This window comes from Cryobacterium soli, from assembly GCF_003611035.1.
In the GTDB taxonomy this organism is placed as follows: Bacteria; Actinomycetota; Actinomycetes; order Actinomycetales; family Microbacteriaceae; genus Cryobacterium; species Cryobacterium soli.
Map to the genome: position 1 here is coordinate 4,035,240 of NZ_CP030033.1, position 22,559 is coordinate 4,057,798.

The following is a 22,559-nucleotide window of genomic DNA, read 5'->3' on the forward strand; positions in this document are numbered from 1 at the left end:
ACCTCGGGCCATGGCCTCTTCAGACATCCAGCCGGAATCCCCGATCAACCCGCCGAAGCCCGCCCCAAGGCCTGGACCGCGACCCGGACCTGGGCCTCAGCAGGGCACGACGCCGGGCACCGCGCCCGCCCCCGTCACCCGGGCGGCGTTGACCGGGCCGATCCGCGCGGCGGTCATCGGCTACGGCCTGTCCGGCCGGGTCTTCCATGCGCCGTTCCTCGCGGCGAACCCCGACTTCACCCTCGCCGCGATCGTGACCGGTGATGCGGAGCGCGCCGAGCGCGCCAGCCAGAGCTACCCGGGCGTGCGCATCGTGCCAAGCAGTGAGGCACTGTTCGCCCAAGCCGCCGACCTCGATCTTGTGGTCATCGGCACCCCGCCGGAGACCCACGTGGCCTTGGCGAACGCCGCCCTCGACGCCGGCCTCGCCGTCGTCATCGACAAGCCGTTCTCGGTCGACTCCGAACAGGGCTGGGCCCTGGTCAACCGGGCCGACAGCCTGGGCCTGCCACTCACCGTGTTCCAGAACCGCCGTTGGGACGGCGACTTCCTCACCCTCCGCGCCCTGCTGGGCACCGGGGCGCTCGGCGACGTCTACACGTTCGAGTCGCGCTTCGAGTTCTTCAAGCCCGGCCCGCCCCGCAGCTGGAAGGCCGCCGCCACCCCGTCGGCCGGCGGCGGCGTGTTGTTCGACCTCGGAGCGCACCTGATCGACCAGGCGGTTCAGCTGTTCGGACCGGTCGACGACGTCACCGCCGAGCTGAACATCCGTCGTCCCGACGGCGTCGCCGACGACGACACCTTCGTGTCGTTGCATCACGGCTCCGGGGTGCGATCGCACCTGTGGATGAGCTCCTTCACGGCTCAGGCAGGCCCGCGCTACCGGGTGCTCGGTTCCGCTGCAGCGTATGTGAAATGGGGGCTCGACGGCCAGGAGGCGGCCATCCAGGCCGGCAACCTGCCCGGCGACCCCGGCTTCGGGATCGAACCAGAGAGCACCTGGGGACGGCTCGGAGCCGATGGCGCGACCCAGGCCGTACCCGCGCTGCCGGGCCAGTACGTCGCGTTCTACGCGGCACTGGCGGACGCTCTGCTCCGGGGTGGACCGTTGCCGGTCGAGCCGGGCGACGCCGTGCGCACGATCGAGCTCATCGAACGCATCCACAACGCGGCTCGTTGAACGCGGCGGGGCACATCAGCCCGTCGTCGTCCAGTCCAGGTTGATCACCTGGCGCAGGCGGATGTTCTCGCCGAGGCCAGAGACCGAGGGGTTCATCCGGAGGAGCTGTTGCATCGGCAGGTCGAAGCGCTGGGCGATGTCGAAGAACGTGTCGCCCTCGATGACCGTGTAACTCACCAGGTTGCCGGCGTCGTCCCGCACCGGGGCGGCCTCGGCGCCGGGAACGGCGCCGTTGTCGTATGCGGGGCCCTCCGGCAGCGGCACGTCGGGCACGTCGGCGTTGGGCACCAGCGGGTCAGGTTCCGGTTCCGCGACGGGCGGTGTGGTGGGCGTCGGCGTGGCGGTGGGCGTCGGAGTGGGAGTCGGCGTCGGCGTGATGACGATCGTCTGGGTCACCACGGGAGCCGGCGCGGTGGCGCAGCCGCTCAGGACCAACGCGGCCACGGCGAACACGGCGACAGTGAACGCACGTCGTGCGGTGAACATCGAATCGGTCATGGTGTACCCCCGAGAACACAGCTTAGGTCAGGGAATACGTTCACGGGACCGCGAAAGGTGCCCACTTCGGGTGCGGGCTCAGCACTCGATGACGTTGACGGCGAGGCCGCCCTCGCTGGTCTCCTTGTACTTGGTCATCATGTCCAAGCCGGTCTGCCGCATGGTCTCGATCACGGTGTCCAGCGACACCAGGTGGGTGCCGTCGCCGTGCAGGGCCAGCCGGGCCGCCGAGACCGCGGTGGAAGCGGCGATGGCGTTGCGTTCGATGCAGGGCACCTGCACGAGCCCGCCGACGGGATCGCAGGTGAGTCCGAGGTGGTGCTCCATGGCGATCTCCGCCGCGTTCTCCACCTGGCGCGGGGTGCCGCCCAGCACCGCGCAGAGCGCCCCGGCGGCCATCGCGCAGGCCGAGCCCACCTCGGCCTGGCAGCCGCCCTCCGCGCCGGAGATCGACGCGTTCGCCTTGACGAGCGAGCCGATGGCCACGGCGGTGAGCAGGAACCGACGGATCCCGTCGGTCGAGGCCCCTGGCACAAAACGGAGGTAGTAGTGCGCGACGGCGGGGATGATGCCCGCGGCGCCGTTGGTGGGCGCCGTCACGACCCGGCCGCCCGAGGCGTTCTCCTCGTTCACCGCGAGGGCGAAGGCGTGCAGCCACTCGGTCGAGGTGTCCCGTTCCCGCAGCGGCAGCCCGTCATATTCTTCCAGTTGCATACGTATGGCGGAGGCGCGGCGCTTGACGCCGAGTCCGCCGGGAAGGGTGCCGTCGACGTGCAGGCCGGCCTCGACGCAGGCGTGCATGGCTGCCCAGATGGCGTCCAACCCGGCATCGAGGCGGTCAGCACCGTGCACGGCCTCCTCATTGGCCCTGGCCACATCGCAGATACCGATTCCATGGCTGTCGCAGAGCTCGAGCAGAGCTGCGCTCGACGTGTACGGCATCGGCTGCTCCACGGTGGCGCCCGGGCGAACGGGGTCGCCGTCGCGGCGGATGAAGCCGCCGCCGATCGAGTAGTAGGTCTCCTCGAGAACGGCCGTCGCCGAGTCGTCGGAGCCGTAGGCCGTGAGCGTCATCGCGTTCGGGTGCCCGGGGAGCCGGGTGCGCGGTTCGAACACCACATCGCTCTTCCGCACGGGTACCGGATGGCTGCCGTTCAGCAGCAACGTCGCACCGTCGGGGAGGTGCGCCCAGAGGTTCCGCACCTCATCGGGGTCGCACAGCTCGGGGCGGAGGCCGGCGAGACCGGCCAGCACGGCATCCGGGGTGCCGTGGCCGAGGCCGGTGGACCCGAGCGAGCCGAAGAGCGAGCACGTGATGCGTGCCACGTCGCCGATGCGCCCGCTCGCGGCCAGATTCTCGGCGAAAGCACGGGCGGCCCGCATCGGGCCGACGGTGTGGGAACTGGATGGACCGATTCCGATGGAGAAGAGGTCGAGAGCCGATACGTACGCAGTCACCCGCTCCATCGTACGCGGGCGGCGTCGCCGGGCGGCTACCGGATGGTCTTGCGGGCCGTGATCTGCCCGGTGTCGAAGCCGAGCAGGTGCAGGCCGCCGTGGAAGCGGGCGTGCTCGATCTTGATGCAGCGGTCCATCACGATGGTGAGGCCCTTCGACTCGCCGTACTCGGCGGCCTCCTGGTTCCAGATGCCCAGCTGCACCCAGACGGTCTTCGCGCCGACCGCGAGGGCGTCGTCCACGACCTGGGGAATGTCGGAGGCCTTGCGGAACACGTCGACGATGTCGGGCACCTCCGGCAGCGAGGCCAGGTCGGGGTAGGCTTTCTGGCCGAGGATGGTGTCGGCGCGCGGGTTGACGAAGTAGACCCGGTAGTCGCTCGACTGCTGCAGGTAGGTGCCGACGAAGTAGCTCGAGCGGGCCGGGTTGGGGGAGGCGCCCACGATGGCGACCGATTTCGCCGAGCGCAGGATGCCCAGGCGCGCCTTGGCGTCCGGTCCCTCCCAGGTGCGCTGAGTGCGCAGCAGCTTGGCCAAGGGGGAGTTCGTGGGCACGCTGCAGCTGAGCCCATTGGTCAGCTGCACCTGCTCGGTCTCGGCGCTCATGCGGCGCCTCCCGTGGCACTGGCGAGGGTCAGGGCCTGGTCGAGGTCGTAGATGATGTCATCGACATCCTCGATGCCCACGCTGATGCGCACCAGCCCGGCGAGCACGCCGGCGTCGACGAGCTGCTGCTCGCTGAGCTGCGCATGCGTGGTGGAAGCCGGGTGGATCACCAGGGTCTTGGCGTCGCCGATGTTGGCCAGGTGGCTGGCCAGGTCGACGGACTCGATGAAGGTGCGGCCGGCGTCTCGGCCCCCCTTGACGCCGAAGCTGAAGACCGAGCCCGGCCCCTTGGGCAGGTATTTGAGACCGCGCTCGTAGTGCGGGTGGCTGGGCAGGCCGGCCCAGTTGACGAAGTCGACGCGGGGGTCGGCATCCAGCCATTCGGCCACCGTTCGGGCGTTGTTCACGTGCGCCTGCAGCCGGTAGGGCAGGGTCTCGACGCCCTGGGCGAGCAGGAACGCGGAGTGCGGTGCGAGCACCGGACCGATGTCGCGCAGCTGTTCGGCGCGCAGCCGGGTCAGGAACGCGTACTCGCCGAAGTTGCCCGACCATTCCAGGCCGCCGTAGCTGGGCACGGGCTCGGTGAACAGCGGGAACTTCTCGCTGTTCCAGTTGAACCGGCCGCTCTCCACCACGACGCCGCCGAGGGTGGTGCCGTGGCCGCCGAGGAACTTGGTGGCCGAGTGGATCACGATGTCGGCACCCCATTCGATGGGCCGGCAGAGATACGGCGTGGCGATGGTGGAGTCGATGATGAGGGGGATTCCGGCGGCGTGGGCGACGGCGGCGAGGCCTTCGATATCGGCGACCTCTCCGGACGGGTTGGCCACAGTCTCGGCGAAGATCAGCTTGGTCTTCGGGGTGATCGCCGCGGCGTAGTCCGCCGGGTCGGCGGATTGAACGAAGGTGGTCTCCACGCCGAACCGGCGCAGGGTCACGTCGAGCTGGGTGATCGAGCCGCCGTAGAGGTTGGCGCTGGAGACTATGTGATCGCCGGCACCGGCGAGGCTGGCGAAGGTGATGTACTGCGCGGCCAGGCCCGAGGCGGTGGCGACGGCGCCCAGGCCGCCCTCGAGGCTGGCGATGCGCTCTTCGAACGCGGCCACGGTGGGGTTGGCCAGCCGGGAGTACACATTGCCGTACTTCTGCAGGGCGAAGCGAGCGGCGGCATCCGCGGTGTCGTCGAAGACGAACGCACTGGTCTGGTAGATCGGCAGCGCCCGTGCCCCGGTGACGGCGTCGGGGATGTTGCCGGCGTGGATTGCCCTGGTGCTGAAGCCGTACTCGCGATCTGCCATGGAGGGTACGCTACCGGGCCGGTGCCGGCTGGCGCGGTCCCGGGCGTAACACAGTGCAACCCGGCTCAGCTGATCAGCACGGCGCCCAGCGCGAGGACTGCGATGAGCAGCCAGGAGGCCAGGCCCACGCCCAGGGCCCGCCCGCCCGTGCGCAGCAGCGAGCCGAGGCGCACGGCGGTACCCAGCCCGAACAGGGCCATGGCCAACAGCACGGTCTGGGCGAGGTCGGCGGCACCAAGCACAGCCGGTGGCAGCGGAACGAGCGTGCGCACGAGCACCAGGGCCAGGAACCCGGCCACGAACAGCGGCAGCACCGGGGGACGCCCGGCGGCGGTCGTGGTGGCGGCGGCGGTGCCGTCGGACTGCGGCAGGCCGGTCCCGGCCGGGGACACCGCGACGGCCTGGCGGCGGCGTTCGTAGACCGCGACGCTCGCCACGATGGGGGCCAGCATGAGCACCCGGGTGAGCTTGACCACCACGGCTACGGCGAGGGCTGCCGTGCCGGCGATCTGCGCGGTGGCCACGACCTGGCCCACATCGTGCACGCCGGCGCCCACCCAGTGGCCGAATTGCAGGTCGGTCAGACCCAGCGGATGCCAGAGCAGCGGCAGCACGCCGATCGCCAGGGTTCCGCACAGGGTGACGAGCGCCACCGGGGTCGCGGTCTCCTCGTCCTTGGCCTTGACCACGCCGCTCATGGCGCCGATGGCGGAGGCGCCGCAGATGGCGAAGCCCGTGGCGATCAGCAGCGGCTGGTGCCCGGGCAGGCCCATCCTGCGGCCGAGCCAGAGGGTGCCGAAGAAGGTGAGGATGACGATGAGCACGGTGGTCGTGATGGTGAGCCAGCCCAGACCGGCGATGTCGACGAGGCTGAGTTTGAGCCCGAGCAACACCACGCCGAGCCGCATCAGGCGCTTGGCCGCCACGGAGAGTCCGGGCTTGAGCACGCCGGTGACGGCAGGGCGCAGCACGGGCAGCTGCCCCACGACGATCCCGAGGACCACGGCGACGGTGAGGAGGGGCACGGCGGGCACGATGCTGTGCACGGCCCACGCCACCAGCGTGGCCCCGGCGGCCGCCGCAATTCCCCAGATCCACACCCGCTCAACCATACCCATCCGGCCGCGACCCACGAGAACAGCCCCAAGAATCCGGCGGGGATTCTTGGGGCTGTGTTCGCGAGCCGGTTCTGCGCTAGCGGTGGTGGAAGCGCTGCACCATGGGGCAGTCGAACGGGTCGCGCGCGGCCAGGCCCACCTTGTTGAGGTAGGCGATCACGATGCCATACGACTCGAACAGGCCCGTCTCGGTGTAGAGGATCTTGTTCGACTCGCAGTATTCCTTGGTGATCTCCTGCGCCTTGCGCAGGTGCGGTCGGGCCATGTTCGGGAACAGGTGGTGCTCGACCTGGTAGTTCAGGCCGCCCATGAAGGTGTCCATGACGGTACCGCCGCGGATGTTGCGGGAGGTGAGCACCTGACGGCGCAGGAAGTCGACCTTGCTCTCGTGCGGCAGCTGCGGCATGCCCTTGTGGTTGGGCGCGAAGGACGCCCCCATGTACACGCCGAAGACGGCCATCTGCACGCCGATGAACGCGAACGCCATGCCCAGCGGCAGGAAGTAGAAGATGACGGCGAAGTACAGCACGATGCGGCTGGTGAGCATGGTGATCTCGAGCCAGCGCTTGTCGACCTTGCCCTTGCCGAAGACGGTCTTGAACCCCTGGATGTGCAGGTTGATGCCCTCGAGGGTGAGCAGCGGGAAGAACAGGTAGCCCTGCTTGCGGGTCAGGAAGGAGGTGATCCAGTTGACCTTCGCGGCGTCTTCCTCGCGGAACACGATGAAGTCGGGGTCGATGTCGGGGTCCTTGCCGACCACGTTCGGGTTGGCGTGGTGACGGCTGTGCTTGGTCATCCACCAGGCGTAGCTGATGCCGACGAAGAGGTTGGCGAGGATGCGGCCGGCCCGGTCGTTGGCCGGGCCGGACTCGAACACCTGGCGGTGCGAGGCCTCGTGGGCCAGGAAGGCGAACTGGGTGAGGATCAGGCCGAGCACGCCGGCGATGATCAGCTGGTACCAGGAGTCACCGAGCAGGACGAAGCCCACGCCCAGGCCGGCGGTGATCAGCACCAGGGCGGCGAACATGCCCCAGTAGAAGCCCGTGCGGCGCTGCAGCAGGCCGAGATTGCGCACGGTGTGCAGCAGGGAGGAGTACTCGGTGGTGGGATTCTTGGAGTCGCCACCCTTGCGAGTGCGGACAATACGCACCGTGGGTGCGGCAGATGCTTCCGACATGAGGCCTTTGGTTTGTATCTGGACTTCTCAGTCGGTTGTAGAGCAAACACTCGTCAAGCAGATACCGGCCATCCTACGGGGCGATTCCCCTGAAACGCCCCGAATTCACACGCCTTTAACAGGGGATGTATTCCAATATTGGCATACGTTCGCCCGCCTGCACTGACTGCAATAATTCCGTTTGTGCCGGTCAGCGCCAGCTCGGCAGCCAGATGTGCACCTGCCAGAACGCGAACGGCACCTGCGCGCCGGACCAGAGCGGGAAAAAGAATGCACTCACGAGGGTCGCCAGCACGAGGAACACGACCACGATCGTGCGCCCGGCGCCGGACTTGATCAGCAGCCCGATCACGAAGGTGAGACCGAGCAGCAGGTAGGGCTCGAACGCGATCGTGTAGAACTGGAAGACCGTGCGGTTCAGGTACATCAGCCAGGGCAGGTAGCCGGCGACCATACCCATCAGGATCAGGCCGACGCGCCACTCCCGGTACCGCGCCAGCCGGTAGACGAGGTAGAGGATCGCGACGCCGGCGGCCCACCAGATCAGCGGATTGGCGATGCCGGTGATGGCCTCGGAGCACGTCGTGTACCCGCAGCCGCTCTCGCCCAGGCTGCTGCCCTGGTAGTACATGCTTGTGGGGCGCGTCATCGCCAGCCAGGTGAGCGGGTTGGCCTGGTACGGATGCGGCGTGACCAGGCCCACGTGATACGCGTACGCGGCGTTCTGATAGTGCCAGAAGCTCTGCACGGAGTGCGGCACCCAGGCCAGCGCCCCGGTCCAGGCCTGCCCGGCCTGGTCGGCCCAGTCACGGTAGTACCCGCCGCGGGTGACGAACCAGCCCGTCCAGGAGATCAGGAACGTGACAACGGCCACCGGCACCATGAGCAGGAACGTCACGGGGCCCTGCTTGAGGATGGACCCGCTGATCCAGAACGGCAGACCGGCCCGGCGCCTGGCCAGGGCGTCGACGACGACGAGATAGATCCCGAACGCGGCCAGGAAGTAGACCCCGGACCATTTCACCGAACAGGCCAGCCCGAAGGCGAGCCCGGCGGCGAACACCCACGGGCGCCACCAGAGCGCGGGGCCCCAGGTGGGCTCGACCTCGTTGTCCCGCCGTTCGTTCAGCCAGGCGCCCAGGCGCGCCCGATGGTGGTCGCGGTCCATCAGCACCGCACCGAACCCGAGCAGGGCGAAGAACATCACATAGTTGTCGAGCAGCGCCACGCGGCTCATCACGATGGCGTTGCCGTCGATGGCGAAGAGGAAACCGGCGACCGTGGCCAACAGCACCGAGCCGAACAGTTTCTTCGCGATGAGCATCAGCAGGGCGACGGCGAGTACCCCGATGAGTGCCGTGACGATGCGCCAGGCCCACGGGTTGTCGGCGCCGAAGGCCGCCATGCCCAGCGCGATGAGCCACTTGCCGAGCGGAGGATGCACCACGAACGACGGTGCGGTACCGAATATATTGCTCTGCCCGGCGGCGAACAGGGCATCCGCGCCATCCGGCCAGGTCGACTCGTAGCCGTTGTTGAACAGGCTCCAGGCATCCTTCACATAGAAGGTCTCGTCGAATACGAGGGAGCCGGGGTGACCGAGGTTGACGAAGCGCAGGACGGCGGCGAGCAGCAGCACCAGGGCGGGGCCGGCCAGACGCACCCACCGGTGGGTCCACAGGGCGGGCCAACGGTCGGTCGATCGCAGGGTGAGCAGCACCTGACCATCGTAGTGAGCCGCTGTGGTCGGGGGAGCGGGATGCGAGACTGTGACCATGATCATTCTGGCTGCCACCCCCATCGGAAACCTCGGGGACGCCTCGACCCGCCTCATCGAGGCGCTGCGCACGAGCACCGTGATCGCCGCTGAGGACACCCGGGTGACCGTGCACCTGCTCAAGGCCCTCGGGGTGGAGAACCGGCCCCGGCTGATCGCGCTGCACGACCACAACGAGCGTGGCAAGGCCGCCGAGCTCGTGGAGCTGGCCCGCGACACCGACCTGCTCGTGCTCAGTGACGCGGGTATGCCCACGGTCTCCGACCCCGGCTTCCACCTGGTGGATGCCGCCATCGCGGCCGGCGTCACCGTCACGGCGCTGCCCGGCCCGTCGGCCGTGCTCACCGCACTGGCCGTGTCGGGGCTGCCCACCGACCGCTTCACCTTCGAGGGCTTCCTGCCCCGCAAGCACGGTGAGCGGATGCAGGCCCTGCGCGAGGTGGCCACAGAGCGTCGCACCATGGTCTTCTTCGAATCGCCCAACCGGCTGGCCGCGTCGCTGACCGACCTGGCCGCCGTGCTCGGCGCCGGCCGGCGTGTGGTGGTCTGCAGGGAGCTGACCAAGTTCTATGAAGAGGTCAAACGCGGCACCGCCGCCGAACTGGCCGAGTGGGCCGAGGCGGGCGTGCGCGGGGAGATCTGCGTGGTCGTCGCGGGCGCCGAAGCGCGGGTGCTCGACCTGGCCACGGGCGTCGAGGAGGTCCTCGCCCTCGTCGCCGCGGGAGCCCGGCTCAAGGACGCCGCGGCCGACGTGTCCGCCGCCTCTGGCCTGGGCAAGCGCGACCTCTACGAGGCCGCCCTCACGGGCCGCTCCGCTGAGGCCGGGTCGACCCGCCGGAAGGCCGAGCCGCAGCCCGATTTCCCGCTGTCCTGACCGGGCGCCGAGCCTGCCGCACGGCGTAACGGGGTCGGACATCTCCGCGGGTCCCCATAAGATGTGAGCATGTCCGACGGCAATTCTTTCTACATCACCACGCCTATTTTCTATGTGAATGATGTCCCGCACATCGGGCACGCCTACACGGAGGTGGCGGCGGACGTTCTCGCGCGCTGGCACCGCCAGCGGGGGGAGGACACCTGGCTGCTCACCGGCACCGACGAGCACGGCCAGAAGATCCTGCGCACCGCCACCGCCAACGGCGTCACCCCCAAGCAGTGGGCCGACCGTCTGGTGGAGACCGCGTGGAAGCCGCTGCTGGAGACCGTCGACATCCGTAACGACGACTTCATCCGCACCACCGACGAGCGCCACGAGGTGAACGCGCAGAAGTTCCTGCAGCACCTCTTCGACGCCGGCCACATCTACACGGGTGAGTACGAGGGCTTCTACTGTGTGGGCTGCGAGGAATACAAGCAGCCCGGCGACCTGGTCGACGGCACCGGCGAGTACACCGGCCAGCAGGTCTGCGCCATCCACTCCATCCCCGTGGAGCTGTTGCACGAGAAGAACTACTTCTTCCGGATGAGCACCTTCACCGACCAGCTGCTGGCCCTCTACGAGGCCAACCCCACCTTCATCCAGCCCGAATCCGCCCGCAACGAGGTCATCTCCTTCGTCAAGCAGGGCCTGAGCGACCTGTCGATCTCGCGCTCGAGCTTCGATTGGGGCATCAAGGTGCCCTGGGACGACAGCCACGTGGTCTACGTGTGGTTCGACGCGCTGCTCAACTACATCACCGCCGCCGGCTACGGCCAGGACGATGAGAAGTTCAGCCGCCTCTGGCCGGCCACGCACATCGTCGGCAAGGACATCCTGCGCTTCCACGCCGTCATCTGGCCCGCCATGCTGCTGGCCGCAGGACTCCCGGTGCCCACCCAGGTGTTCGGCCACGGCTGGCTCCTGGTGGGCGGCGAGAAGATGAGCAAGTCCAAGCTCACCGGCATCGCCCCGAACCAGATCACCGACGTGTTCGGCTCCGACACGTTCCGGTACTACTTCATGCGCGCCATCAGCTTCGGCCAGGACGGTTCGTTCTCCTGGGAGGACCTCTCCGCCCGCTACCAGTCCGAGCTGGCGAACGGCTTCGGCAACCTGGCCTCCCGCGTCATCGCCATGGTCGTGCGCTACTGCGACGGCGAGATCCCGGCCGGCGGTGAGCCCACGGAAGCGGATGCCGCCATCCACGCCACCGCCATCCGGGTCACCCAGGCCGCCAACGAGGCCATCGACAGGCTCGCCCTGCACGACGCCCTCGCTGCAGTGTGGGAACTCGTCGACGAGCTCAACGGGTACATCACCGTTCAGGAGCCGTGGGCACTGGCGAAGAACCCCGACGACCGGGAACGCCTCGAAACCGTGCTGCACACCGTGGTGCGGGGGCTCGGCACCCTCGCTGTGCTCCTCTCCCCGGTGACGCCGCAGGCCACCGCCACGCTGTGGAGCGCCCTCGGCGGCGCCGGAGACGTGCAGGACGCACGCATCGACCGGGCCTGGGAATGGACCGGCGGCACCCACGTGTCGCCGCTCGCTGCCCTGTTCCCGCGTATCGAGGCCACTGTTGGCTAACGAGCCCGCCGAAACCACCCACATCCGGGCTCGAGAGGCGGGCACCGGGCGCGACCTGGTCTACCCGCCCGCCCCAGAGCCCCTCATCGTGGGCGTCCACGACAACCACACCCATTTGGAAATCTCGGATGGCCTCACCCCGCTGACGGTCGCCGAGCAGCTCGACCTCGCCTCGAGCGTGGGCGTGCGCGGTGTGATCCAGGTGGGCACCGACGTGGCCACCTCGCGCTGGTCGGCCGAGACGGCCTCCCGTGAGCCGCGGATGCTCGCCGCCGTCGCCATCCACCCCAACGAGGCGCCCGAGCTCGAAGCCGCCGGCACTCTCGACGAGGGCCTGGCCGTGATCGACGAGCTCGCCGCCCGGCCCCGGGTGGTCGCGATCGGCGAGACCGGCCTGGACTTCTTCCGGACCGCCCCGGAGGGCCGGGCCGCGCAGTTCCGCTCCTTCGAGGCCCACATCGAGATCGCCAAGCGGCACGGCCTGGCGCTGCAGATCCATGACCGGGACGCCCACGACGAGGTCGTGGAGACCCTGCTGCGGGTCGGCGCGCCCGCACGCACCGTCTTCCACTGCTTTTCCGGCGGCGCCGAGCTGGCCCGGCTCTGCGCCGACCAGGGCTGGTATATGTCGTTCGCCGGGCCGGTCAGCTTCAAGAACGCCGCCACCCTGCGCGAAGCGCTCGACGTGGCCCCGCGCGCCCTGCTCCTGGTCGAGACCGACGCCCCGTATCTCACCCCCACGCCGCACCGCGGCCGGCCGAACGCCCCGTACCTGCTGCCGCACACCCTGCGCGCCATGGCCGCGCATCTGCACACGGATGTCTCGGTGCTCGCCGCGCAGATCACCTCGAACACCGAACTCGTCTACGGCCGCTGGGATGCGGAACCCGTGGTGTTGACCGACACACGCCGAGACCCCAGCACCAGCCCGGCCGGAGGCCTCGCATGACCGACTCAGCCCCCACACCCGCCCACGAGCCGGCGCACGCTCCGGCCGCACCGACGCTGCTCGGCCCGGCCGAGATCCGCGACCTCGCCGAGATGCTCGGCGTGAATCCCACCAAGAAGCTCGGCCAGAACTTCGTCATCGACGGCAACACCGTGCGACGCATCGTCAAGGTCGCCGCCGTGCAGCCCGGCGAGACCGTTGTGGAGGTCGGTCCGGGGCTCGGCTCGCTCACCCTGGGCATCCTCGAGGCCGGCGCGGAGGTCGTGGCCGTGGAGATCGACGACCGCCTCGCCGAGCAGCTGCCGCTCACCGTGCGGCTCATGCAGCCGGCCGCCCAGCTCACCGTCATCCGCGCCGACGCGCTGAAGATCGCCGAGCTGCCGGGGGCGCCCACCCGGCTCGTCGCCAACCTGCCCTACAACGTGTCGGTTCCGGTGCTGCTGCACCTGCTCGAGCACTTCCCGTCCATCCGCGCCGGCGTGGTGATGGTGCAGGCCGAGGTGGGCGAACGGCTCGCCGCCGCCCCTGGGTCCAAGATCTACGGCAGCCCCAGTGTGAAGGCCGCCTGGTACGGCCGGTTCCGCACGGCCGGCAAGGTGAGCCGGCAGGTGTTCTGGCCGGTCCCCAACGTCGACTCCATCCTCATCGCCTTCGAGCGGCGCACGGAGGAGCTCGAATCCGAGGAGCTGCGCCTGGCCACGTTCGCGCTCGTCGACGGTGCGTTCCAGCAGCGCCGGAAGATGCTGCGGCAGTCGCTGTCGACGGTGCTGGGTGACTCGGCCCAGGCCACGGCCGTGCTCACTGCTGCGGGGATCGACCCCACCGAACGTGGCGAACAGCTCACGGTGGACGACTTCCTCACCATCGCCCGGGCCTGGACCTCCTCCTGAGCGGGCTCGGCACGGGCGGGTGCGCCGAGCGCCGCGCGCCGCTGGGCTAGGTTAGTTCCATGACCAACACGGCGACCTCACCGGTTGTGCATGCGAGGGCACCGGGCAAAATCAACGTCTTCCTCAAGGTGGGGGCCGTGATGGACGACGGCTACCACGATCTCGCCACGGCGTTCCAGGCCGTCTCCCTCTACGAAGATGTGCGCGCCAGGGCGGCCGACGATTTCAGCGTCGAGTTCACCGGCTCCGTCGACACCTCCGGCCTGGCCGTGGACGGCAGCAACCTCGCGATCAAGGCGGCGCGCGCTCTGGCAACGGCCACCGGATTCCGCGGCGGCGTGCACCTTCAGATCGACAAGAACGTGCCCATCGCCGGCGGCATGGGCGGCGGTTCGGCGGACGCGGCGGCCACTCTGCTGGCCTGTGATGCGCTCTGGAAGACCGACCTCGGCAAGGACGAACTGCTCAGGATTGCCGCGACCCTGGGCGCCGACGTTCCGTTCGCGTTCACGGGCGGCACCGCGATCGGCACGGGCCGAGGGGACCAGCTGAGCCCGGCGCTGGCCAAGGGCCAGTTCCACTGGGTACTCGCCCTGGCCGAGTTCGGTATGTCCACCCCCTCGGTGTACAGCGAACTCGACCGGCACCGCACCCGGCACGCGCAGGACATCTTCCCCGCCCAGGCGCAGCCCACCGTCGACGCCGACGTGCTGCAGGCCCTGCGCGCGGGCGACCCGGCCATGCTCGCCGAGTCGATGCACAACGACCTGCAGGCTCCGGCGCTGCACCTTGCTCCGGGACTGGGCCGGGTACTGGAGCTCGGTGAGGCCAACGGCGCGCTGGCGGGCATCCTTTCCGGATCCGGCCCCACCGTCGCGTTCCTCGTGCCCGACGCCGACGCGGGCCTCGAGCTGCAGGTGGCGCTGAGCGCCGCCCGGCTGCACGTGGTTCGCGCCACCGGGCCCGTGCACGGCGCCCGTATCCTGACGAGCTAGCGGCATCGGCGGTCGGGGCACTCAGCTGCGACGGCTAGGCTCGAACCCTATGGCACATTTGCTCGGGGCCGAGTCCCTGCACCTTGAATTTCCCACCCGCGTCATCTTCGACAGCGTCACCGCCGGACTGAACGAGGGTGACCGCATTGGCATCGTCGGCCGTAACGGCGACGGCAAGTCCACCCTCCTGCGCCTGCTCGCCGGCCGCATGGAGCCCGACTCAGGCCGGGTGACCCGCCGCCGCGGCGTCACCATCGGCGTGCTCGACCAGTCCGACGACCTCGTCGACGGCCAGACCGTTGGCCACACCATCGTCGGCGGCATCGACGAGCACGTCTGGGCCGGCGACTCGAAGGTGCGCGACGTGATCGCGGGCCTCGTGCGCGACATCCCCTGGGACACCCTCGTCGACGACCTCTCCGGTGGCCAGCGCCGCCGGGTGGCCCTCGCCCAGGTGCTCATCGGCGACCACGACGTGGTCTTCCTCGACGAGCCCACCAACCACCTCGACGTAGAGGGCATCGCCTGGCTGGCCGGCCACCTCAAGAACCGCTGGGCGCAGAACTCCGGCGGCCTCGTGGTCGTCACCCACGACCGGTGGTTCCTCGACGAGGTCTGCAACATGACCTGGGAGGTGCACGACCGTCTGATCGAACCGTTCGAGGGCGGCTATGCCGCCTACATCCTGCAGCGCGTCGAGCGCGACCGGATGAGCGCCGTGATGGAGGGCAAGCGCCAGAACCTGATGAAGAAGGAACTGGCCTGGCTCCGCCGCGGCGCCCCCGCCCGCACCGCCAAGCCCAAGTTCCGCATCGACGCCGCCAACGAACTGATCGAGAACGAGCCGCCGCCCCGCGACACCGTGTCGATGCAGTCGATGGCCATGCAGCGCCTTGGCAAGGACGTGGTCGACCTCGTCGACGTGTCGGTCACCTTCGGCGAGAAGACCGTGCTCAACAACATCACCTGGCTGATCGCACCGGGCGAGCGCACCGGCATCCTCGGCGTCAACGGCGCCGGCAAGTCCACACTGCTCAACCTGGTGGCCGGCACGCTCACGCCCGACACCGGCAAGGTCAAGCGCGGCAAGACCATCAAGGTCGCCGTACTCACCCAGCAGCTGTTCGAGCTGGACGACATCCGCAACGACAGGGTCAGCGACGTCATCGCCCGCCAGCGCACGTCGTACATGGCCGGCGGCAAGGAGATCACGCCCGGCCAGATGCTCGAGCGCATGGGCTTCATGAGCGCGCAGCTCTCCACCCAGGTCAAGGACCTCTCCGGTGGCCAAAAGCGTCGCCTGCAGCTGCTGCTTATCGTGTTGGACGAGCCGAACGTGCTCATCCTCGACGAGCCCACCAACGACCTGGACACCGATATGCTCGCGGCCATGGAAGACCTGCTCGACTCCTTCCCCGGCACGCTGCTCGTCGTCTCGCACGACAGGTACCTCATCGAGCGCGTCACCGACAACCAGTACGCGGTCTCCGACGGCGGCTTCCACCATCTGCCCGGCGGTGTCGACCAGTACCTGGAGCTGCGCAAGCGCCAGGTCGCCGGCGGCTCCTTCACGGCGGATGCGGCGTCGCCGACCTCCGCCGCGGCCAAGGGCTCCGGCAAGCCCGCGCTCGGCGGTGCCGAGCTCCGGAACGCCCAGAAGGAGCTCGCCTCGATCGACCGCAAGGTGGCCAAGCAGCAGGCCAAGATCAAGGAACTGCACAACAGTCTCGCCGCGCACGACCAGAGCGACTACACCGGACTGGGCAAGCTTCAGGCCGAGGTCACCGCGGCCGAAGACGCCGTTGCGGGTTTCGAAACCCGCTGGGTGGAACTCTCGGTGCTGCTCGAAAAGTGAGTCACCTGTTTCACCCGGGCGGGGGCCCGGTTCGCTGACCCGCCGCCCAGCTCGCAGATCCTGTGACTGGGCGGCGTTCGTCGAAGTATCTGTGACGAACTGTGTCCGCGCGGTTCAGCTGTCGAGCGTCCTTCGCTTACCGTAGAAGAGTGCCACGCGACGTTGCGGCACAGAATCCCCACGCGAGTACCCCGTGGATGCCCTGTGCCAGCTCTCGCTTCGTCGTGCGTGGCGCACACACACAGCGACCGAGACGTGGAGAACACCGAAGTGAACAAGTACAGCGCAAAAAAGAGCCTCCTGAGCGTTCTGGCCATCGGCGCCAGCCTGACCCTGCTCGCCGGTTGCGCCGGCGCGGCCGGCGGCAGCGACGATGAGACCGTGAAGATCGGCGTCGTCGGAGCCAGCGACCCGTACTGGGCCGACTACACCGAGGCCGCCGCTGCCGAGGGCATCACCGTGGAGATCGTGGACTTCGCCGAGTACAACCAGCCCAACCCGGCGCTGACGAACGGCGACATCGACATCAACCAGTTCCAGCACCTGGCGTTCCTGGCCGACTACAACGTCTCCGCGGGCGAAGACCTCACGCCCATCGGGGCCACGGCCATCTACCCGCTCGGCCTGTACTCCAGCAAGGTCACCGACGTGACCGACATCAAGAAGGGCGACACCGTCGCCGTGCCCAACGACTCCAGCAACCTGGGCCGTGCGCTGCTGCTGCTGCAGAGCGCCGATCTCATCACGCTGAAGGACGGCGGCACGATCTTCTCCACCCTGGACGACGTCGACACCGACGCATCCAAGGTCACCGTCAAGGCGCTCGAGCCCTCCCTCACCGCGACCTCGCTGCCCGACGTGGCGGCCGCTGTCGTGAACAACGACTTCGTCGAGAAGGCCGGTCTCTCCTTCGAGGACGCCCTCATCCGTGACGACCCGGCCGACGACTTCGCTGCTCCGTATGTGAACGTCTTCGCCGTGCGCGCGGCGGACAAGGACAACGAGACCTACACCAAGCTCGTCGACATCTACCAGAACACCAAGACCGTCACCGACGGCGTGCTCGAGGTCTCCGGCGGCTCAGCCGTGCTGGCGACGACGCCGGCAGCCGACCTGCAGGCCACCCTGGCCACGGTCGAGAAGGACACGGCGGCCCAGAAGTAGGCTCCACCCGGCCGGTCGGCCCGCTGAGTGCGGGCCGGCCGGCTTTCCCGTTGCAATCGAAGGATCGTACATGTCCGCACCAAGCCCCCTGGTCGAATTGAAGAACGTCAGCAAGGTGTACCCGGCCACCGTCAAGGGCGCACCCGATGTCACGGCCATCGACGACGTCAGCCTCCGCATCGACGCCGGCGACGTCTACGGCATCATCGGCTACTCCGGGGCGGGCAAGAGCACCCTGGTGCGGCTCGTGAACGTGCTCGAACGCTCCACCGCCGGGCAGATCCTCATCGACGGCCGGGACGTGGCCGGCCTGCCCGAGCGGGAGCTTCGCCCGGTGCGGCTCGGGATCGGCATGATCTTCCAGCAGTTCAACCTGCTGAACTCCCGCTCGGTGGCGCGCAACGTGGAGTACCCGCTCGAGGTCGCCGGCCGGGACAAGGCCGCCCGCACCAAGCGGGTCGCAGAGATGCTCGACTTCGTCGGCCTGGGCGACAAAGCGGGCGCCTACCCCGACCAGCTCTCCGGCGGGCAGAAGCAGCGGGTGGGTATCGCCCGCGCCCTGGCGACGTCCCCGGCCCTGCTGTTGGCCGACGAGGCCACCAGCGCGCTCGACCCCGAGACCACCCACGAGGTGCTCGAACTGCTGAAGCGGGTGAACCAGGAGTTCGGCGTGACCATCATCGTCATCACCCACGAGATGGACGTCATCCAGACGCTGGCGACCAAGGTCGCCGTGATGGACCGGGGCCGGATCATCGAACGGGGCGACGTGTTCGACGTGTTCTCCAACCCGCAACAGGACGCATCCGCGCGGTTCGTCTCCACCGTGGTGAAGGGAGTGCCGTCGGCGGCCGAGCTCGTCGTGCTCCGCGCCCGCCACACCGGCCGGATCGTGACCCTCGCGTTCCGCACGGATGCCGTGGACCAGACCCGGGTCTTCGGCGAGCTGTCCCGCGACGGTGTCGGGTTCCAGGTGGTCTACGGCGGTATCAACGAAATCCAGGGGCGCCCATTCGGCCACCTCACCCTCGCGCTGACCGGCGACGACGCGACCATCGATTCAGCGCTCGACCGGGTCCGCGCGCTCACGACCGTCACCGAGGTGCGCTGACCATGGATTCCCTCATCGACCTGCAGCCCGAGTTCTGGAAAGCCGCGGGGGAGACCCTGTACATCGTCGGGTTCACCCTGCTCTTCGGCGGTCTCGGCGGCCTGCTCATCGGGCTCGGCCTCTACCTCAGCCGCGCCGGCAGCATCCTGGCCAACCGACCGGTCTTCGCGGTGCTCAACGTTCTCGTCAACACGGTGCGGCCCATCCCGTTCATCATCTTCCTCGCCGCAGCGCAACCCCTGGCCCGGGCCGTCGTGGGCACCGGGATCGGCAACAACGCGATCATCTTCACCATCGCGCTGGCCGCGTCCTTCGCCATGGGACGCATCGTGGAGCAGAACCTGCTCACCGTGTCACCCGGCGTGATCGAGGCGGCCCGCAGCGTGGGCGCGGGTCCCGTGCGTATCATCTTCACGGTGTTGCTGCCCGAGGCTCTCGGCCCGCTGATCCTCGGGTACACCTTCATCTTCGTGGCGCTCGTGGACATGTCCGCCGTGGCCGGCTATGTCGGCGGCGGAGGGCTGGGCGCCTTCGCGCTGCTCTACGGCTACCGGCAGTACAACCCCATCGTCACCTGGGCCGCCGTGCTGCTGATCATCGTGCTCGTGCAGCTCGTGCAGTTCCTCGGCAACTGGCTGGCTCGGAAGGCCCTGCGCCGCTGACCGCAATACCTTCGGCTTTCCTTCAGCCACCGTACATCCCTCGTTCAGCCAAGCGGGTCCTGGCGTACACGTCGTGCCACGAATGTTCTCGCTGAGGTACGAAGCGAAGTCCTCAAACCGAGTGTCACCAGGTTTCGAGGAGCAGCGTGTCGACGAGCGCCAGCGTGGTCTTTTCCTCCTTCACTTCGGCTGCCGACCCGCGGCTGCAGGGGTGGTTGTCGTTCCGCGGTCACCTGCAGGCCGGCGAGGTCGCGACGGACCGGCCGCCGCGCACCGCGCGCCGCGGTGACTGGCGGGGTGAGACGGCCACCGACGGCGCCTGGGCTGCGCGTTCGGGGATCTGGCGCCTGCTCGCCTCAAACAGTCGGGAGCTCGGACGAAGCTCCTCCGTCTACGCGACCTTCGGTCTCGCCCGAGCGCATGTGATCGAACTGCAGGCCGGCGTGGACCGGATGATCGCGACGACCGTGACGGGGCCGACCTCCGGCACGCACGGCTGGGTGGTCACTGTCGACGACGTCGCCGTGATGACGAGTGGGCGCTGGTACGGCACGACCTCCACCACCCGGGATGCCTGTGCCGGCGCGCTGGCGGCCTTACGGAACGCAGTTGTCACCCAGGACCCCCGCCGGATGGTGGAACCCGGTGCCCGCCGCCCCCGCCGGACGACCGGCGACACCGAGCTGGCGGGGTCCTGGTGAGCGGGGTCAGGGCGACCGGGCGAATCCGCTGGCTGGAGTGGCTGCCGCTGGGCCTGTTCCTGGTCCTGGCCGCCTGGCTCCTTGTGTCGGCCCTCCCCGGCGGGGGATCCGGCGCCGTGGCGGGCCAGGCGGCGACCACCGCCCCGGCCCCGGTGCCCGCGGTCCTCCTGCCGGAGACCGCACCAGGGACCTCCGTCGGCTTGCCGGAGGATGCACCGGCCAGCGCCCCGGCCGGACTCACCCCGGACACGGCAGTGGTCTCGGCAGACTGGGCGCGTGCGGCAGCGGCGGCCACCGGCATCCCCCAGCGGGCGCTGCTGGGCTACGCCGGCGCCGCGCTGCGTCTGGCGGGCGAAGAACCGGGCTGCGGCCTGGGCTGGACCACTCTGGCGGCGCTCGGCGCCATCGAGTCCGACCATGGCCGGCACGGTGCCTCAGCGATCGGGCCCGACGGACGCACTGCGCCGGGCATCTACGGGCCACTCCTGGACGGAACCGTGTACGACGCCTTCCCCGACACGGATGCCGGGGTCTGGGACGGCGACGCGCGGTGGGACAGGGCCGTGGGGCCGTTGCAGTTCATCCCGGCGACCTGGTCGGACTGGGGGGCCGACGGCAACGGTGACGGCGTGGCCGACCCGCAGCAGATCGACGATGCCGCCCTGACAACCGCACGGTACCTCTGCGACACCGGTGACCTCTCGACTCCAGCGGCCTGGCGCGCGGCCGTCTACTCGTACAACCACGTCGACAGCTACGTCGACCTCGTTGCCGCGACGGCGAACGGCTTCGCTCTGCGGATGCCGTGACGGGCACGGACACGGGCCTCGTCTCGGGGCGGTACCGGCTCGGGCCGTTGCTGGGCAGCGGTGGATCGGCGTCGGTCTTCGCCGCCGTCGACACCCGCACGGGCGACGCCATGGCCCTCAAGATCCTGCACCCCGAGCTGTCCCGCAGCCCTCGGCTGCGCGAGGCGTTCTTCCGGGAGGCGCACGAGGCCGAGCGGGTGCGGCATCCCAATGTCGTGGCGGTCCTGGACACCGGGGTGCACGACGACGAGAACGACCCACTCGCCTGGATCGCGCTCGAGCTGGCCCCCGGCCACACCCTCGCCGAGCACGTCGAGAGAACCGGCCCGCTGCCGGTTGCGGATGCCCTCACTCTCGCGCTGGCGGTGCTGCGGGGATTGGCCGCGGTGCACGGCGCCGGCCTGATCCACCGGGACGTGTCGCCGGCGAACATCATGATCGCCCCCGAGGCCGACGGGTTCCTGCCGGTGGCCGGGGTGCGCTTGCTCGACTTCGGCCTGGCCGATGCCGCCGGTCAGACGGCCACGGGCCGAGATGTGCTGCGCAGCGAGGCGGGGGCGACGCCCGATCCTGAGGCCGGCGCCGGCGCCGGCGCCATCGTCGGTGTGCTCGGCAGCGTGAACTACCTCTCTCCTGAGCAGGCGGCCGGCCGGCCTGTCGACGAGCGCGGCGACATCTACCAGGTGGGTGGTGTGCTCTACTTCGCTCTGACGGGACGCCCGCCGTTCCCCCGAGCGACGACGGCGGCCGTCATGCGCGCCCATGCCCTCACCCCGCCGCCGGTCCCTTCGGTGGCCCGGCCCGGCATCCCGCGATCGGTGGACCGGATCGTCGTACGGGCCTTGCTGAAGGACCCCGAGGACAGGTTCGCCACCGCCGATCAGATGCGGGAGGCCATCCTGGCCGCCGACGACTCCGGCTCCTCCCGCCCGGGCGACGACCACACCCGCCGGTTCGGCGCCGCGGCAGGCGAGGTGACGCCGGAGCCAGGGGTCCGCGCGGTACCGGATGACGGCCGCACCACGGTACTGCCGCGGACCGTCCCCGTCGGCGCACCCCGGGCCCCGTCCATGCCTGATCGCCGTCTCCGCCCGCCACGACGGGGCCGGATGGTCGGCCGGTGGCTGACCCCGGTGCTCGTGCTCGGCATCGTGGCGGCAGGTTGGGTCGCTGCCGTCGGTGACGGGGCGGGGTCAACCGTCGCCGTGCGGAGCACGCCATCCGCGTCGGCGAGCGCCCCCGCGGAGCCTGCCCCGACCACGCCACCCGCCGTCGTCGTCGTCGATCCGTCGATCCAGGTGCCAGACCTCACCGATCTGTCGCTCGGCCAGGCCCGGGCCGCCCTCGAGGCTGCGGGGCTGCGGCTCGGAGCGATCGGCACCCGGGAATCGGTGCGGGCCGCGGACACCGTGCTCGCCGCGAACCCCGGTCCGGGCTCCTGGCTGGACCCGGGCGAGCTCGTCGCCGTGACGGTGTCGTCCGGCTCGAACACGGTGCCGGCCACCCTCGGTCTCGGTCAGGCCGACGCGACATCGTCCCTGCAGAACGCGGGTTTCCTCACAGCGATCGAGACCCGTCCGGATGCCACGGCTGCCCCCGGCACCGTGCTGGCCAGCATGCCCGCGCACGATGCCATCGTCCGGCTGGGGACAACGGTGACACTGACGGTGGCGGGCCCCGTGGCGACGCCGACGAGTACCCCCACCCCGGTCCCGTCGCCCTCCGGCACACCCTCCGGCACACCCACACCCGTTCCCGCGGGCTGACCGGGCGCCGACGCCAAGTCCACACACCGTGTCCATGGCT

The 22,559-nt window shown here is 69.6% G+C and carries 20 protein-coding genes; 13 read left to right on the forward strand and 7 right to left on the reverse strand.

Features of this window, described 5'->3' with window-relative positions:
- Window positions 1-10: 10 nt before the first annotated feature.
- Window positions 11-1,180: a Gfo/Idh/MocA family protein gene (locus tag DOE79_RS18750; protein ID WP_120339804.1), complete on the forward strand. Its 1,170-nt coding sequence runs from the start codon at window positions 11-13 to the stop codon at window positions 1,178-1,180.
- A 15-nt stretch (window positions 1,181-1,195) separates the two neighbouring features.
- On the opposite strand, the gene DOE79_RS20760 is transcribed toward DOE79_RS18750, so the two are convergent.
- The 7 genes from DOE79_RS20760 to DOE79_RS18785 form a co-directional block, all read right to left on the reverse strand.
- The gene (locus DOE79_RS20760) at window positions 1,196-1,678 is read right to left on the reverse strand and encodes a LysM peptidoglycan-binding domain-containing protein (protein ID WP_181445835.1); all 483 of its coding nucleotides are present in this window, start codon (window positions 1,676-1,678) and stop codon (window positions 1,196-1,198) included.
- 78 nt (window positions 1,679-1,756) lie between these two features.
- Window positions 1,757-3,136, reverse strand: coding sequence for an L-serine ammonia-lyase (locus DOE79_RS18760; RefSeq protein WP_120339806.1), 1,380 nt, complete (start codon window positions 3,134-3,136; stop codon window positions 1,757-1,759).
- Between the two features lie 35 nt (window positions 3,137-3,171).
- The gene (locus DOE79_RS18765; RefSeq protein WP_120339807.1) at window positions 3,172-3,741 is read right to left on the reverse strand and encodes a CoA-binding protein; all 570 of its coding nucleotides are present in this window, start codon (window positions 3,739-3,741) and stop codon (window positions 3,172-3,174) included.
- The gene (locus tag DOE79_RS18770; protein WP_120339808.1) at window positions 3,738-5,039 is read right to left on the reverse strand and encodes an O-acetylhomoserine aminocarboxypropyltransferase/cysteine synthase family protein; all 1,302 of its coding nucleotides are present in this window, start codon (window positions 5,037-5,039) and stop codon (window positions 3,738-3,740) included. The genes DOE79_RS18765 and DOE79_RS18770 overlap by 4 nt, the downstream gene beginning before the upstream one ends.
- Before the next feature lie 65 nt (window positions 5,040-5,104).
- Entirely contained in the window at window positions 5,105-6,157 is a 1,053-nt protein-coding gene (locus DOE79_RS18775; protein ID WP_120339809.1) for a YeiH family protein, read from the reverse strand.
- Window positions 6,158-6,233: 76 nt separating this feature from the next.
- Window positions 6,234-7,334: a fatty acid desaturase family protein gene (locus DOE79_RS18780; RefSeq protein WP_120339810.1), complete on the reverse strand. Its 1,101-nt coding sequence runs from the start codon at window positions 7,332-7,334 to the stop codon at window positions 6,234-6,236.
- Window positions 7,335-7,524: 190 nt separating this feature from the next.
- Entirely contained in the window at window positions 7,525-9,111 is a 1,587-nt protein-coding gene (locus DOE79_RS18785; RefSeq protein ID WP_120339811.1) for a dolichyl-phosphate-mannose--protein mannosyltransferase, read from the reverse strand.
- On the opposite strand from DOE79_RS18785, the gene rsmI reads away from it, so the two are divergent.
- The 12 genes from rsmI (at window position 9,110) to DOE79_RS18845 (ending at window position 22,519) form a co-directional block, all read left to right on the forward strand.
- Window positions 9,110-9,985, forward strand: coding sequence for a 16S rRNA (cytidine(1402)-2'-O)-methyltransferase (gene rsmI, locus DOE79_RS18790; protein ID WP_066596665.1), 876 nt, complete (start codon window positions 9,110-9,112; stop codon window positions 9,983-9,985). The two genes, DOE79_RS18785 and rsmI, sit on opposite strands and share 2 nt — an antisense overlap.
- A 69-nt stretch (window positions 9,986-10,054) precedes the next feature.
- Window positions 10,055-11,617, forward strand: coding sequence for a methionine--tRNA ligase (metG, locus tag DOE79_RS18795; RefSeq protein ID WP_120339812.1), 1,563 nt, complete (start codon window positions 10,055-10,057; stop codon window positions 11,615-11,617).
- Window positions 11,610-12,566: a TatD family hydrolase gene (locus DOE79_RS18800; RefSeq protein WP_181445836.1), complete on the forward strand. Its 957-nt coding sequence runs from the start codon at window positions 11,610-11,612 to the stop codon at window positions 12,564-12,566. Before metG ends, DOE79_RS18800 begins: the two co-directional genes overlap by 8 nt.
- A complete protein-coding gene (gene rsmA / locus DOE79_RS18805; RefSeq protein WP_120339813.1) occupies window positions 12,563-13,456 on the forward strand; it encodes a 16S rRNA (adenine(1518)-N(6)/adenine(1519)-N(6))-dimethyltransferase RsmA in 894 nt (297 codons plus the stop codon). Before DOE79_RS18800 ends, rsmA begins: the two co-directional genes overlap by 4 nt.
- 59 nt (window positions 13,457-13,515) lie before the next feature.
- Window positions 13,516-14,451, forward strand: a complete 936-nt coding sequence (locus DOE79_RS18810; protein ID WP_120339814.1) for a 4-(cytidine 5'-diphospho)-2-C-methyl-D-erythritol kinase — start codon at window positions 13,516-13,518, stop codon at window positions 14,449-14,451.
- Between the two features lie 49 nt (window positions 14,452-14,500).
- Window positions 14,501-16,306 (forward strand): ABC-F family ATP-binding cassette domain-containing protein, encoded by a 1,806-nt coding sequence (locus tag DOE79_RS18815; protein WP_120339815.1) that lies wholly within the window; start codon window positions 14,501-14,503, stop codon window positions 16,304-16,306.
- A gap of 255 nt (window positions 16,307-16,561) precedes the next feature.
- Window positions 16,562-17,470 (forward strand): MetQ/NlpA family ABC transporter substrate-binding protein, encoded by a 909-nt coding sequence (locus DOE79_RS18820; protein WP_245977014.1) that lies wholly within the window; start codon window positions 16,562-16,564, stop codon window positions 17,468-17,470.
- A 70-nt stretch (window positions 17,471-17,540) separates the two neighbouring features.
- The gene (locus DOE79_RS18825; RefSeq protein ID WP_120339816.1) at window positions 17,541-18,581 is read left to right on the forward strand and encodes a methionine ABC transporter ATP-binding protein; all 1,041 of its coding nucleotides are present in this window, start codon (window positions 17,541-17,543) and stop codon (window positions 18,579-18,581) included.
- A 2-nt stretch (window positions 18,582-18,583) separates the two neighbouring features.
- Window positions 18,584-19,243, forward strand: a complete 660-nt coding sequence (locus tag DOE79_RS18830; protein ID WP_066596656.1) for a methionine ABC transporter permease — start codon at window positions 18,584-18,586, stop codon at window positions 19,241-19,243.
- A gap of 146 nt (window positions 19,244-19,389) precedes the next feature.
- Complete coding sequence (locus DOE79_RS18835; protein ID WP_120339817.1) at window positions 19,390-19,944, forward strand: hypothetical protein; 555 nt, start codon at window positions 19,390-19,392, stop codon at window positions 19,942-19,944.
- Complete coding sequence (locus DOE79_RS18840) at window positions 19,941-20,753, forward strand: lytic murein transglycosylase (RefSeq protein WP_245977015.1); 813 nt, start codon at window positions 19,941-19,943, stop codon at window positions 20,751-20,753. The genes DOE79_RS18835 and DOE79_RS18840 overlap by 4 nt, the downstream gene beginning before the upstream one ends.
- Window positions 20,750-22,519 carry a protein kinase domain-containing protein gene (locus tag DOE79_RS18845; protein ID WP_120339818.1) on the forward strand — a complete coding sequence of 590 codons (1,770 nt, stop codon included), beginning with the start codon at window positions 20,750-20,752 and terminating at the stop codon, window positions 22,517-22,519. Before DOE79_RS18840 ends, DOE79_RS18845 begins: the two co-directional genes overlap by 4 nt.
- The last annotated feature ends 40 nt before the right edge of the window (window positions 22,520-22,559 follow it).